At 43.2% G+C, this 13994-nt stretch carries 11 protein-coding genes; 6 read left to right on the top strand and 5 right to left on the bottom strand.

Annotated features, from left to right (window positions below; genetic code table 11):
- Positions 1-14: 14 nt before the first annotated feature.
- From PROVALCAL_RS12790 to PROVALCAL_RS12775, 4 genes are read left to right on the top strand one after another with little or no spacing between them, the layout of a single operon-like run.
- The gene (locus tag PROVALCAL_RS12790; protein WP_006659705.1) at positions 15-1328 is read left to right on the top strand and encodes a hypothetical protein; all 1314 of its coding nucleotides are present in this window, start codon (positions 15-17) and stop codon (positions 1326-1328) included.
- Between the two features lie 6 nt (positions 1329-1334).
- Positions 1335-2444, top strand: a complete 1110-nt coding sequence (locus PROVALCAL_RS12785; protein ID WP_006659704.1) for an IpaD/SipD/SspD family type III secretion system needle tip protein — start codon at positions 1335-1337, stop codon at positions 2442-2444.
- Positions 2445-2497: 53 nt separating this feature from the next.
- Complete coding sequence (locus tag PROVALCAL_RS12780; protein ID WP_006659703.1) at positions 2498-4303, top strand: hypothetical protein; 1806 nt, start codon at positions 2498-2500, stop codon at positions 4301-4303.
- Between the two features lie 9 nt (positions 4304-4312).
- Positions 4313-4564 carry an acyl carrier protein gene (locus PROVALCAL_RS12775; RefSeq protein WP_006659702.1) on the top strand — a complete coding sequence of 84 codons (252 nt, stop codon included), beginning with the start codon at positions 4313-4315 and terminating at the stop codon, positions 4562-4564.
- Positions 4565-4620: 56 nt separating this feature from the next.
- On the opposite strand, the gene PROVALCAL_RS12770 is transcribed toward PROVALCAL_RS12775, so the two are convergent.
- Together PROVALCAL_RS12770 and PROVALCAL_RS12765 are read right to left on the bottom strand one after the other, a co-directional pair.
- Positions 4621-5541, bottom strand: coding sequence for an alpha/beta hydrolase (locus tag PROVALCAL_RS12770; RefSeq protein WP_006659701.1), 921 nt, complete (start codon positions 5539-5541; stop codon positions 4621-4623).
- A gap of 15 nt (positions 5542-5556) precedes the next feature.
- Positions 5557-7608 (bottom strand): TonB-dependent receptor domain-containing protein, encoded by a 2052-nt coding sequence (locus PROVALCAL_RS12765; protein WP_006659700.1) that lies wholly within the window; start codon positions 7606-7608, stop codon positions 5557-5559.
- 477 nt (positions 7609-8085) lie between these two features.
- On the opposite strand from PROVALCAL_RS12765, the gene emrA reads away from it, so the two are divergent.
- Entirely contained in the window at positions 8086-9258 is a 1173-nt protein-coding gene (gene emrA, locus PROVALCAL_RS12760) for a multidrug efflux MFS transporter periplasmic adaptor subunit EmrA (protein ID WP_006659699.1), read from the top strand.
- 4 nt (positions 9259-9262) lie between these two features.
- Positions 9263-10792 (top strand): DHA2 family efflux MFS transporter permease subunit, encoded by a 1530-nt coding sequence (locus PROVALCAL_RS12755; protein WP_006659698.1) that lies wholly within the window; start codon positions 9263-9265, stop codon positions 10790-10792.
- 52 nt (positions 10793-10844) lie between these two features.
- Here PROVALCAL_RS12755 and paaY read toward each other — a convergent pair whose 3' ends face one another.
- The 3 genes from paaY to paaK form a co-directional block, all read right to left on the bottom strand.
- Positions 10845-11438, bottom strand: coding sequence for a phenylacetic acid degradation protein PaaY (gene paaY / locus PROVALCAL_RS12750; RefSeq protein ID WP_006659697.1), 594 nt, complete (start codon positions 11436-11438; stop codon positions 10845-10847).
- Positions 11439-11460: 22 nt separating this feature from the next.
- Positions 11461-12351 carry a phenylacetic acid degradation operon negative regulatory protein PaaX gene (gene paaX, locus PROVALCAL_RS12745; protein WP_226890347.1) on the bottom strand — a complete coding sequence of 297 codons (891 nt, stop codon included), beginning with the start codon at positions 12349-12351 and terminating at the stop codon, positions 11461-11463.
- 204 nt (positions 12352-12555) lie between these two features.
- Positions 12556-13905: a phenylacetate--CoA ligase PaaK gene (gene paaK, locus PROVALCAL_RS12740; protein WP_006659694.1), complete on the bottom strand. Its 1350-nt coding sequence runs from the start codon at positions 13903-13905 to the stop codon at positions 12556-12558.
- Positions 13906-13994: the final 89 nt, after the last annotated feature.

The following is a 13994-nucleotide window of genomic DNA, read 5'->3' as shown; positions in this document are numbered from 1 at the left end:
TGGAGAATTTTTATATGACGACTATCGCTCAATCATTAAACTTACCTGCACAGATTCAACAGAATGGCGCTGAATTTGCGCTGATGCCTAAAACGCAGTCTTTTACAACAAATGGAGTACGTCAGGACGTTAAATTACATGATGTTTCCGCTAATTTCGCTGAAAATTCTATTGAAAAGCCTGCATTATCTGTTCCTACATCCATGATGGCTGCAACGCAAATGCAAGTTGCATTATCCGAATTGGGGTCTGTGGAAAAAAATACGCTATTAAATGACTTATATGGTTTTATTCGAGTAACACCGGAACAAACGCAACAAGCTGTAGAGAAAGTCTTTGCGGCAGAAAGTAAAACACTTAATCAAGTGTTATCAAATAATCAGCAACTTGATGAAGGTGATTACAAACAAATTGCTCTTGCCATTCAAGTCATGATAGGCAGTAGCTTCTTTGATAGAGTGCCACAAAATTCAGGCATGATTGAGACTGATCAGAAATCAGCTAAATCAGTAGAAGGGGCAAAAGAACAGCAATTTGTTGGCATTATCAGCAGTGATATCATGCTGGAATTACTTAAGATTGTTTGTAAAGTGGTTGCTGAGCTAAATATATCGGACCGTCGTATCAGTGCGGATTTTTTGACTCTGAATGCGAAAAAGGTTGAAGCAGCTGCTGACTCGACGATTAAAGAAGGTAAGGAGATGTTCAGTGGCGCGCTGACCGGCTTTTTCACCTCTTTAGCGATTACCGCGGCAGGAACGGCTTTTCAAGCACGAGGACTGCATAAACAGAATCAGTCAATTAAAAACAATTTAGTCAAAGCAAACCAAAATGGTGCCGCTGCGGATCGTTTAAATGAACTTAATACGAATTCACTGTCATCACCTAAAAGTAATTCTCTTGAATTAAAAACTAAAAACGGCGTAAAAGTGGAGCTGGCAGACCAAGCGACACCCGCACAGCAAGCACTGGCTAATCAGCGTGGTACAGAGGCCGCTCAGCGTACCAATAAATTAGGATTAGCGGAGCGAGATGAGCATGAACGCATCATGAACAAAACGCGTACTCAGATAGGTATGGCTGAGCAAGGCTCTCGCATGTCAGATAATGCAGGTCAAATGGTGACTTCAGCGAATCAGGTGAATGTAAAATCAGAAGAAGCCAACAAAATGACCCAGCAATCCGTTGCGGATATGGCGCGTAGCGTATCTGCTGATAAAGATAAGCAAGTCGATAAAAGCAGTGATTTAGTCAAACAGATGAATGAACATTTGCGTGAAATCCGTGAGAGCCAATTACGCACCTTCCAAAGTGTGGTGAGAGGCTAACTTGCGATGAATATTACCCCATATGTACATTCAAATCAGGTTGTTTCAGTAAAAGTGCCAGTAACAGAAAGCACAAATGTTCAGAATCATTCGCCCATTATGGGGGAAAGTTTGGCATTGGATTCATCTTTAGATGTTTATCAAAAAGGTGCTCAGCTGGCATTACAATTGGGGGCGCCAGCCACTGATGTTCCATTCCGTGAAGAGTCTATTTCGGATAATCTTGATAAAATTAAAGAGCAATACCGCTCAGTAATGATGGCGATGAAATACTCATCCGATGGGTATAAACGAGCTTCCCAACCTATTGAGGATGGTCGAAGTCATATTACGGCAACACAAAATTTAATTAGCGAAATTCACGAAGATTACCAGAAAAAATACGGCGAAATTGTTAAAGCCTCGACACAATATATGCAAGACATCAATACTGCATTAAGTAAGTTGAGCGCTAATATTAGCTCTGGTAGTGACGGAAAAATAAAATTCAAACCCAAAGCGTTTCTGATGGATTTTGACAAAGTCGTATCAAAATATTCAGGGATGTCATATGGAGATTATTACTCTTTTTACGAGTCATCTTCATATTCTGAAAGTGAATTATTAGCTGAATATTGTGAAATGTGGGGGCAAGATCTCGGCAAGAAAAATACAACGGATAACAATACCAGCAGTAAAGGTAGTATGAGGGAGTATCTTAGTACTCTAGATTCCAGCGAATATGGAAAGAGAACCCCACAGTTATATACAATTAAAGCTGGTTCAGACATCGATACTGAATTTAATTTTTGGGAAAAAAAATTATCTGGGCAAGGTTTTGTGGTTAAAAAAATTGGAAAAGAAATACATGTTTATCCAGACTTCAAAGCAATCAGGGAAATTTACTTAAGTATCAGAAATGCACCGGTTGACTGGGACGGAAGCGATATGATGTCTCAATCATTCCAAAGTTTACAAACAGCGATAGATGCCCAAAAAAACTCGGTGAATAGCAGTGTCTCGAGGTTATTAGAAACATTCCGCCAAGATAATAGTCATTTCGAAACTTTGGTGCAGTTGTTAATTCAATTGATAAAAGACTTAAATCAAAACAATATGAGTTTAATCAATATCTGATTTAAGCGAATAAAAATTATAAATTTTATCATAAGTAATTATGAGGAGTTGTTATGCCTATTAATGGAAGCACTGTATCTGAAAATCGGCGTTTTTCAAATGCGCAATTAACGCCCATGCAGATTACCAAAACTGATTCAGTTGCCTCACAAATTGCATCGGTACACTCTGCTGGTAGTGAAAGCATTTTACCTTTATATCAAGAAATGAATAATCAAGTTTCCATCTCTGGAAATCGTAATACATTACATCAGCATAATCATGTTCAGCAATCTGAAGATATTCACCAGATATTAACGCAGTCTCACCCTGAGATTACGAAAGAGATGATTAACTCTGTATTATGCGCAGGGGCGAGTGGAAATTTAGCCCAGCAAGAAATTAATTATCGACCAGAGAATCATTTAATTATTTTAGCACTTTTAAAACCAGAAGAATTGAGCCAAGAAACTGGCTTGCTGGATGCAGCGGCTAATTTGATTCAGAAATTGAATAAAATGGGTGAAAAAAATACGCAAGCAAAACATTTATTAAGCCATGAAGAAAAACTGTTTGATAAGTTAATTGAATCTGCTATTTCGACGTTAGGAAAAGATCAGTTGCAAATATTGGGGCAGCGTTACCAACAAAGGTATGTCGACCCCGCAATTAAGGAATCGCTTGGTCATTATTTTAGCAAGGATGAGATTGCTCTCCATCCTGTTAGCGATTTTCTAGTGAGCTCTCTCAGCCATGGCTGTGATATGAGGGCGAATGCTGCTATTCAAGAGTATCAGAAACATACACGTAAATCGTTTGTGGATAAAGCGTGTCAAATTCATAACTTGTTTTTAGCGTTAGAAGAGAAAATTGAAACAATCCGACCGTTGACAGTTCACATGGACTTAGCTTCCTCACCTGCTTTGTCTCCGGAAAAAACGCCAGTTACCGATGATGAGGTTGATGGAGTTAAACCGCGTTTTGCACCATCCTCACCCGAGCTATTAACGCCGACTGCACCATTATTGCCAAGTAATACTAGCCATAATGAAAATATGTATAATACTTATATTACAAACAATTACTATACATCACCGGCAGAAAACACCCACATCAATTCTGTTCAGTCGAACAATGATAATAAAGAGAAAGCACCATTACTACCAACGTCATTTAAATCAGTGATGAATATCGAGTTAACGCCACCAACGGCAGTAGAAAAATCAGGTTATACCGTAACACAACCCGATATTCCTACAGTTGATTATCAACAACGAACGGTTGATGAGCCAAAAATTGAAGAACCAAAAATTGATGCAAAAGCGACCTTGAGTCGTCAGTCTATACCGACAGAAAACGTGCCAATGGGATCTTTTGCGAATCGGTATACGAAAGTATTAGATATCGATCCTGTAACGGGAAATACGCGTAGTTCTTGGAAGCTAGTGGATGAAAATGAGCTCACAAGCCAGCCTGTGTTGATGGCTGAAAAACTTCACACAGAGGTATCACCCAATAAATATTCACGAGTTTTAGCGGTGGACTCTGTGACAGGAAATACACGGAGTTCTTGGCTTTCAGAAAATGCAGGGACAAGCTCAGTGACGTTAAGCGAGCGTGGGGCATTAACACGAGATCAATCGGCGCAAGAGCGCTATCAACAGACAACAGAGACAGACAGTTCGGCTCAAAATACGGTGTTTGCTAATCGATTTGAAGCTGTTGAAGTGACAGATGAGCTCACTGGACAGCGTAAAAAAACATGGCAATTAGCGGACGCAAAAACCAGCAAACCTGTGACTTTAACGGAAATGGGGGCGCTAACCCGTGACCAAGTCGGCAAAGAGAAGTATGACGACAATGGAAAACACTTCTCGTAAGGTAACGCAATGACAACGCAGGACACAGCACAGCACTGGTTAGAAACTCATCTCAAGAAGATACGTGAATATTCCGGTATTAACCAAACGTACTCAATGGACGATGAGCTCATTCGCGATGTACATATCGATTCTTTAGAGCTATTGGAATTGATAGCCGCTATCGAAGAGTATACTGAGCAGCCATTACGGGATGAAGTATGGATGAAATGGCGGCATTTACAAGATATTGTTGATTATCTTATTAACGCCACCGCTTGAGATAGTTTTTTATATTGCCAATAGGTTTCTTGCACATCATGCAGGAAACCTATTTTTTATGGTTGAGCCACTGTAAGGTCTAAAGCTTTATGGATGGCATCGGGAATGACGCTGCCATGGGTTTTTCCGGCAAATAAAGTAAACTCGCAAGATCGCTGATGGCTGCTGATTGCCTCACACACTTCCCGAGGGGAAATCCAACTTTTACGGGTTTGATAATTCTGTTTTTGTTCATCGGTTAAACGGCTTAAATCCGGTGTTTCTTCTAGCTCTCCAAGCGTGATGGCAATGGGTGATGCTGTTGATGAACGCGTCAATTTGTCCAAATCCACCATTTCTCCCTCTCCCCACCATAATGATGGGCTAGCAGAAACAAAATGCTGAAAATCGGTTGGGTGATTTTGGTAAACCATTAACGTAAAGAGACCGCCAAATGAGTGTCCAAATAGGGTTTCTCGTTGGGTATCAATCGGAAACTGTTGTTCAGCCCATGGGCGAACAGTGAAGGTGAGAAACTGATAAAGCGATTCTGCACCACCACCATGTTGAAAGGCTTCTCCAGCGACTTTTGGCGTGTAGTCGTATGTCCGTTCTTTTTTCGGGAACGCTTCAGGGCTGGGGTAGCCAATACCAATAATAATCGGCAATTTATCGCGGGCAAATTGTTGAGCCGCTTGGTTTACCGCTAATGGGTAGAGCCCATTACCATCAAGCATAAATAGCACCGGACGTTTTCCTGAAACGTCTTTAGGAACGGCACTATAGATACGTAGTTCACGCTGACCATTGCGCATATCATGGTGCTGTACGGTATAAACCTCAGCCACGCGCGCATCAAATTCGGGAATATTGGGGCTGGGACGTGCCCAAGTATTGTTTGCGATACACATCAATAGGCTCGCCATAAACAGTTTTTTTATCATTGGGATTGCCATCGAACGAAAAAGAATCGGCGGGTAATCGGCTGTTTGCGTCATACCCGCTCTCAGGGATTAGAATGTCACGTTGACATTCGCCCAGTAACGGCGACCGTCTTCAACATCCCAGTTTCCACCATTTTCGGCATCAATTTTAGAGCCTTTCTCGTTAGCGATGTTTAAGACAGCAAAGTTCAGCTTGGTATTTTTCAGCAGCTGATATGTCGCGCCTACGTCCATCGTGGTGTAGCCTTTACGATAACGAGGAACGGAAGAGCCATTACGTTGTGCTGCCCAAACTTGTTCACCTTCGTAATGCGCACGAGTGTACAGGTTGAGATCAGGACTATATTGCCAATCCAGTTTGGCATTGGCTAAGTGTTTTGGCGTTTTATCCAATGGATAACCTTTGAGTGATTCCCCACTCGTTAGCTTTTCATCATTGCTTTTACGTTCGGAATCGGTGTAGGTGTAGTTCAAGCTCAGGTTCCAATCTTCGGCGAATGGGATGCCTGCTGCCACTTCAACCCCTTTAATATTCGCTTCACCCACGTTGTCATAGGTATACAGGTTTAAACCTGTTACAGGGTCTTTGTCGCCAGTGTAGTAGCTGGTGAGTTTATTTTTGAAATCGGTATTGAAGAACATGACGCTCGCATTGAAACCAGATTCATGGTCATAGGCGATACCAATTTCTTGGTTGAAGCTTTTTTCCGGTTTCAGATTGTCGTTACCGTAAATGATTCCTTTGCCTTTTTCTGTCGATGTTTTGTAGTTCGGACTAATTTCACGCAGAGTGGGTGCGCGGAAGGCTTGAGATACCCCACCCTTGATGGTGATTTCATCAGTTAGATGGTAAATGGCATAACCGCGTGGGTTCCAGTGGTCACCATAGAATTCATGATGATCTAAACGGATACCACCGGTTAAAATCAGATTTTCAGTGGCAGTAAACTCATCTTCTAAAAACAGTGCGTACTGATCTGCAGTCAGAGAGACATTTTCAGTGGTTTTTGCGCCTGTCGCTGAGGTATCTTTCAGCTTCGCATGCTGGTATTGGGTACCTGCCGTCAAAATATTGTCTGGTAGGAAAGCGACCACTTTACCATCCACGACGGTATTCGTGATTTCAGGTACGCGAGCCTCATAAGCGTAATTATACAACCCTGTTTTCGCGTCTTTGGTTTCTGCTTTCGTTTTGCGTTTGGTCTGTTCTTGGTACACACTCACTTCTGTTTGAATCACATCCCAGTCGCCTTTGTACGTCAGCGCCATATGATTACGGTTATTGTGAGTTTCTGATTTGGTATTATCGCGTTTTACACCATTAAACATGGAGTATTCAGCGAGGGATTTACCCGGTTCAGCATAGCGTTCTTGGGTTGTTCTACCCGCTTCAAATAAGAAGGTTTGGTTTTCCATTGGCGTGAAAGTTAATTTTGCCGTCAGGCTTTTATTATCTTTCTTATCATGACCATCCGGAATTTTATCTTCTTTGCGGTAATCGCCACCGCCATACAGTTGTAGACCTAATTTATCTTTAATCAGCGGACCAGAAAGATAGAAGTTACCATCCATGGAATCACCGCTTTCGCTGTTTTCCTGAATAATTGCCCCTGTAGTGACACTGCCGTGCCACTCATTCGTCACTTTTTTGGTGATGATATTAATGACGCCACCCATGGCATCAGATCCATACAGTGAGGACATAGGTCCACGGATCACTTCGATTCGCTCGATAGCTTCAACCGGTGGCATAAAGCCCGCTTCAAAACCACCGCTCCCATTTGGGCGAGATTCGCGGCTATTTTGGCGGCGACCATCCACTAGAATCAGGGTGTATTCACCGGATAATCCGCGAATATTAATGTCTTGTTTGTTGGCGCTGCCGACCACACTCACGCCTTCCACATCCTTGACTGCATCGGCTAAGTCGCGGACGGGTTTGTTTTGTAACTGTTCGGCGGTAATGACGGTCACACTGGCAGGGGCATCACGCAATTGCTGGGAATAACCCGATGCCGTGACAATCATTTTGTCTGAATTTTCTTCTGCTGTGGCGCTAAATGAAGCAATTGCTGCGCAAACACCAGCAGCAAGTAAAGAGTAGTGATAGTGCTTTTTCATATTTTTCCCTAGCGAAACCAAATGATAATGATAATCATAATGCTTGCGAATACTATCACCGATATGGATCGAAAATAAATAATTAGCGTGCTAATTTTTGGGCAAAGTTTGATCGCGGTTAACATTTTTGTGCACGAAGGGATGGTGGTGAAACGCGGTGCGAAGGGGCGAAAATAGAGTTATAAAAGTGATGCGCTATCAATCGTTCATGTCATGGACAAATATCAGCAATTATTTAATCAACATTGATTATCTTATTTAGAGTATTGCTCCAATAATGATTTAATAATTACTTCTTTTTTTGACTGGCATTGATTTTTCGAATTAAAGAATCAATTAAAGATTGATTTAAAACAGAAATTAAAAATTAAAATCGATATTTAGTTAATATAAAACCGTTGGCTATTGCATTATTACGGTGACTTCGTAAAGATAGGATTATTGCTAAAATTAAGTTTATTTTCCTTGAGAGTTATTATGGAACAACCGACAAATTCAATTGAAGAGCATCAGAAAACGAATAAAGAAAATAAAAGAACGCTATGGATGATCATTGCTACGATTATCATCGTTCTATTATTTGTTGCTTATGGTGTCTATTGGTTCTTGGTACTGCGTTTTCAAGAATATACCGACGATGCTTATGTGTCGGGCTTACAAATTCCTATCGTTGCGCAAACCACGGGAAATGTCACACAGGTAAACTTTGAAAATACCGATTTGGTAAAAGCGGGTGATGTGTTGGTGGTATTGGATAAAACCAATGCACAACTGGCATATGAGCAGGCGAAACATGACTTAGCTTCAACGGTGCGCAAAACCAAGGAGCTGTATATTAATGGCGACCAATACCAAGCCCAGATCCAACAAAATCGTGTCTCGCTTGCGCAAGCGCAAAAAGATTATCAACGCCGTGCTGCATTAGGGCGCAGTGGTACCATTTCAAAAGAAGATTTGCAGCATTCGCAAGAAGCGGTGCAATTGGCGCAAGCCGCATTGGACATTTCAATTCAACAATATAATGCAAACCGCGCGTTGTTGCGTAACACCGCATTGAAAAATCAGCCCGCAGTACAACAAGCCGCAGACAGTGTGCGTAGCGCATGGATCAACTTGCAGAGGACAGAGATAAAAAGCCCCATGACGGGATATGTTTCTCGCCGCAATGTACAGGTGGGTTCACAAGTCAGTTCGCAAAGTTCGTTAATGGCAATTGTGCCTGTTCAGCCAGTGTGGGTCGATGCCAACTTTAAAGAGACTCAGCTCGAAAATGTGCGTATCGGTCAGCCTGTTACTATCAACAGTGATTTTTATGGTAGCAATGTCAGCTATAAAGGTACGGTGGTCGGGTTGGATATGGGAACGGGAAGTGCGTTTTCATTGCTACCAGCGCAAAATGCGACAGGAAACTGGATTAAAGTCGTGCAACGTTTGCCAGTGCGTGTCGAACTTGACCCTGAGCAAGTGGCGAAGTATCCACTACGTATTGGCTTATCAATGAATGTGACCATTGATATTAAAGACCAAAATGGTCCTGTGTTGTCAGAAGTTCAACGTACCACGCCAGCGTTTGAAAGCGATGTGCTTGTACTGAAGTTGAATGACGTAGACCAAGTCATCAACACCATTATTAGTGATAACGCGGACTAGCCCCATGGCCGATATTCAACCGCTAAAAGGCGCCAAATTAGTCTGGGCGACGATTGCCCTATCTCTGGCGACATTTATGCAAGTGCTCGATTCGACGATTGCAAACGTCGCCATTCCAACCATTGCAGGAAACTTGGGAGTGTCGGTCTCTCAAGGAACCTGGGTGATCACCTCATTCGGGGTATCGAATGCAATTTCTATCGCGATTTCGGGTTTTCTTGCTAAACGGTTTGGTGAGATAAGAGTCTTCCTATGGGCGACGGCACTGTTCACGCTCTTTTCTTTGCTGTGTGGTTTCTCTGACAGCCTTGGTATGCTGATTTTATATCGCGTCTTACAGGGCGCGGTGGCGGGACCGGTTATTCCACTCTCGCAGAGCTTAATCATGCGCTGCTACCCACCTAAAATGCAAAATATGGCACTGGCATTTTGGTCGATGACGATTATCTTAGCGCCTGTTTTTGGTCCTATTTTCGGTGGATATATTAGTGATAATTTCCATTGGAGCTGGATCTTCTTTATGAATATCCCGCTAGGGATCTTCGTGATCATTGTGGGTGCGATCGTTCTTAAAGGAATGGAGTCCAAGGTGATCAAAGTGCCATTTAATGTGATTGGTTTGGCACTGTTATCCGTTGGTGTAGGTTGTTTGCAAGTGCTTCTGGATAAAGGAAAAGAGCTGGGTTGGTTAGCATCCAATGAAATTATCATTTTGGCGGTAATTTCTGCGGTTGCCTTAATTTTCTTAGTCATTTGGGAGCTAACGGACAAGAACCCGATTGTTGAATTAGCACTGTTTAAATCTCGTAATTTTACTATCGGCACGATTTCAGTCAGTTTGGCGTATATGGCGTATTTTGGGGCGATTGTCTTATTACCTCAGTTATTGCAGGAAGTGTATGGCTATACCGCGACGTGGGCTGGATTAGCACTGGCTCCAATTGGTCTTTTACCTGTTTTATTCTCGGCGCCTGTGGCAAAACTATCTGACTTTTTAGACATTCGGTGGATAGTCACCTTCAGTTTTGTGTTCTATGCAATTTGTTTCTTCTGGCGAGCGTACACCTTTGAACCCGCAATGGATTTTACTGCAGTCGTATGGCCGCAATTAGTGCAGGGCATGGCAGTCGCCTGTTTCTTTATGCCGCTCACCACGTTGACCTTGTCAGGGTTGCCTCCAGAAAAATTAGCATCGGCGTCCAGTTTGGCAAACTTTTTCCGTACCTTGGCAGGCTCTATCGGCACATCAATTACCACCACAATGTGGAGCGATCGAGAATCCGTACATCATAGCCAATTAACTGAATTTATTACTGATTATAATCCAGAGTCTCTTGATATGTACCAAAGCATGGCGGCTCATGGTATGACGACGGAGCAAACATCTGGTTTTATTGCCCAGCAGATCACCAGCCAAGGGCTGATTATTGCCGCGAACGAAATTTTCTGGCTATGTGGCTGGGTGTTTATCGCACTGATTGTGACGGTGTGGTTTGCTAAGCCGCCTTTTGGCAGCAAAGCGAATAAACATTAACAGGATAGGGCGCGGAGTTGTTGGCACGCGCCCTATCTTTTACGGAATAGTTTTACAATCTGGATTTTGGAATGATATCGTCAAATACCAGTTTTGGACGGTTCGGCTCTTCTTCCGCAAGTGGTGTCACTTCTTGGAAAGTATTTAGGCAGCGGGTAACTAACGCTTGGTAATCCAGTGTGCCTTTACTTTTCCATTCAATTTCTTGCTCTGAAAGATTGCGCAGCACTTTGGCTGGTGTACCCACAATTAAACTGTTATCAGGAAATTGCGCATCGGCTTTGATAAATGCGCAAGCCCCAACAATCGAATTTTCGCCAACAACTGCACCATCCATGATGACACTGTTCATGCCGACGAGTGCATTACGTTTGATATGGCAGCCATGCAAAATAGCACCGTGACCAATGTGCCCATCTTCCTCGATGATGGTATCGAATTGCGGAAAACCATGCATCACACAGTTATCCTGCACATTCGCGCCATCTTTAATGATCAAGCGTCCAAAATCCCCACGCAGACTGGCATTGGGTCCAATATAAACTCGCTTACCAATGATCACATCACCGATGATTACCGCGGTGGGATGGACAAAGCTTTCTGGACTGACAACAGGGGTAATTCCATCAATTTGATAAAATGGCATTGTGGCTCCTCTAGCAAAGTGATTATGCGGCGACCAGATCCCGAATAATACCGCCAAAACGGCGGTAATAGGCGCTAGACGGTTGCGGCAGCTCGCCCACGGTGGTTTCACACATCTCGGTGACGTATTGGGTAGCACCTTGGTCGATACGTTGGTAGATATTGGTACATAAGTGGCGCGCAATGTGCCCTTCCCACTGAGTTGGTAGTAACTCATCTGGGAGCAATGGGTCTTTCAATACGACGCGTCGATAAAAATGGATCAGTAATAAGCGTAGTTGGAAACATAATTCTGGGGAAATAACGTGTTCAGCATGCTCTTTTAGCAAGAGTGCCACTGGGCGGAACAAGTCGATAAATTGGTGATAATGCTCTGAAATATCGGGGAGTGACCATGCATTAAAAACCAACTCTTTTAAGTTCTTTTCTGAGCGATTAAACGGATAATCTGCTCGGAAGTAAATCACGTGTTCAGCGGCATTCAGTTCTCCCAATAAGGCAGGAATATCGCTTTGTGTTCGACTCGGTGCAGCCATTAATCCACTGTTAAATTGCCCAAAGCCTAACCAGCTAAATTCTTTTTTAAGACGGATTTTTTCGTCTTTATCGGCACTATCCAACAACAGTAAATCCCATTTTCCATCCCACTCAGGTTGTTCGCTGAGGTAGATTTTGTTCTCAGCTCGACGGAAGCGGTTTTGCCCACGCTCTGATATGCGGTAGTAGCTGCGACGTCCCATTTTTTCAACATCTAGCCAGCCTTCCTTTTGCAAACGGAAGACCGAAGTACGAACAAAGCGGTCAGAAAAACCCATAGGTTCAAGCAATTTGGTTAAGCTGCCGAGCCAGACTTCGCCACCCCGATGGTGTAGGGCGTCACCATATAAAGAGCTGATCAGCGAGGTTCCGCTGATCTATTGGTTGCCGATAGCATGCTGTATGAACTGGGTGAGTTTGGTTTCCATTATGGGCTTATCCCTAAAATTTATGTATCAGATACTTTGCAAATCTTAGACAAAAACGAGAGGGTTGTCTTGTTTTCACGCTAAAGAGTGTGAGTACAGTAGGGAAACTAGGGATTAGGCGCATTCTTGATGAATATGCCTAATCCTTTAAAATTAAATGGCAATTCGTGTATCAATCACTCGTTGAGCTTTGCCCTGCGAGCGGGGAATATCACCACAATTGACGATACTGACACGGGTACTGATCCCTACCATGGATTTGATGCGGTGTTTGAGGTTATGGCAGATATTACAACGTTCGTCGAATGTGAGTTGATCAGGGTGTTTTAACTCGACGCGAACAGAGAGGTTATCCATATTGCCTTTGCGACCTATTTCCAATTGGTAGTGTGGCGATAACTCTTTGAATTGCATGATTTGCTCTTCAATTTGTGAAGGGAATACGTTAACGCCTCGGATAATCATCATGTCATCGGAGCGACCTGTGATTTTACCGATGCTGCGCATCTGGCGATTTTCCCCTGCTTTTAGGTGGGTAAGGTCGCGGGTTCGGTAGCGGATCACTGGCATGGCTTCTTTTGTCAAGGTAGTGAACACTAACTCACCATGCTCTCCATCACCGAGGGTTTTTAGGGTATTAGGGCAGATAATTTCAGGGTAAAAATGGTCTTCCCAGATGGTAGGACCGCTTTCACTTGAGTCTGCGCATTCCATGGCAACGCCAGGTCCCATGACTTCAGATAAACCATAAATATCTAACGCTTTGATTCCTAAGCGCGTTTCAATTTCGGCTCTCAGTGATTCGGTCCAAGGTTCCGCACCAAAGACCCCGATCCTTAGTGAGCACTTACTAGCATCTCCACCCATGATTTTCTCAAGTTCATCAATGATACTGAGGCAGTAAGATGGGGTAACCATGATGATGTCAGGTTTAAAATCGACAATTAATTGTGCTTGTTTCTCGGTTTGACCGCCAGACATCGGAATAACCGCCGCACCAAGGCGTTCTGCGCCATAGTGCGCCCCTAATCCGCCTGTGAATAATCCATAGCCATAAGCAACGTGGACTTTGTCACCTCGGGTAGCGCCAGCAGATCGTAGGCTACGTGCAATTAAGTCTGCCCAATTATCAATATCTTGCTGGGTATAACCCACTACGGTTGGGCGACCCGTCGTCCCGGAAGAGGCGTGAATGCGGGTAATTTGGTCCATTGGCACAGCAAAGGTGTCGAATGGGTAGTTTTCACGTAAATCTTGCTTAGTGGTATAGGGAAATTTTTCGATATCACTAAGCTGTTTAAAATCGTCAGGGTGTACGCCCGCGGCATCGAATTTTTTGCGGTACATTGGCACATTTTCGTATGCGTGAGTGAGTGTCCACTTCATTCGCGAGAATTGCAGTGCCTCGATCTCATCGCGAGAAGCAAACTCGATCGGGTCGATATTTTCTCTTGGATCGAGACTTTTTGTTGTATCAAGACGGTTATGTTGTGTCATGCTCATAATTGCCAATCCTTATTATTATTGCTATCTGCACTTAGGTGACAAATGCCGTTCAAAAGGTCTGTTATCCGCCTGAGCAGGTGTAAGGT

The sequence above is a fragment of the Providencia alcalifaciens DSM 30120 genome, from assembly GCF_000173415.1.
In the GTDB taxonomy this organism is placed as follows: Bacteria; Pseudomonadota; Gammaproteobacteria; order Enterobacterales; family Enterobacteriaceae; genus Providencia; species Providencia alcalifaciens.
This window is presented reverse-complemented; position numbering and strand designations above follow the sequence as displayed.

What these genes read in the sequence shown, in the direction of transcription:
- PROVALCAL_RS12790 (WP_006659705.1), top strand. Translation starts at nt 15, where the DNA reads ATGACGACTATCGCTCAATCATTAAACTTACCTGCACAGATTCAACAG.
- PROVALCAL_RS12785 (WP_006659704.1), top strand. Translation starts at nt 1,335, where the DNA reads ATGAATATTACCCCATATGTACATTCAAATCAGGTTGTTTCAGTAAAA.
- PROVALCAL_RS12780 (WP_006659703.1), top strand. Translation starts at nt 2,498, where the DNA reads ATGCCTATTAATGGAAGCACTGTATCTGAAAATCGGCGTTTTTCAAAT.
- PROVALCAL_RS12775 (WP_006659702.1), top strand. Translation starts at nt 4,313, where the DNA reads ATGACAACGCAGGACACAGCACAGCACTGGTTAGAAACTCATCTCAAG.
- PROVALCAL_RS12770 (WP_006659701.1), bottom strand. Translation starts at nt 5,541, where the DNA reads ATGACGCAAACAGCCGATTACCCGCCGATTCTTTTTCGTTCGATGGCA.
- PROVALCAL_RS12765 (WP_006659700.1), bottom strand. Translation starts at nt 7,608, where the DNA reads ATGAAAAAGCACTATCACTACTCTTTACTTGCTGCTGGTGTTTGCGCA.
- emrA (WP_006659699.1), top strand. Translation starts at nt 8,086, where the DNA reads ATGGAACAACCGACAAATTCAATTGAAGAGCATCAGAAAACGAATAAA.
- PROVALCAL_RS12755 (WP_006659698.1), top strand. Translation starts at nt 9,263, where the DNA reads ATGGCCGATATTCAACCGCTAAAAGGCGCCAAATTAGTCTGGGCGACG.
- paaY (WP_006659697.1), bottom strand. Translation starts at nt 11,438, where the DNA reads ATGCCATTTTATCAAATTGATGGAATTACCCCTGTTGTCAGTCCAGAA.
- paaK (WP_006659694.1), bottom strand. Translation starts at nt 13,905, where the DNA reads ATGAGCATGACACAACATAACCGTCTTGATACAACAAAAAGTCTCGAT.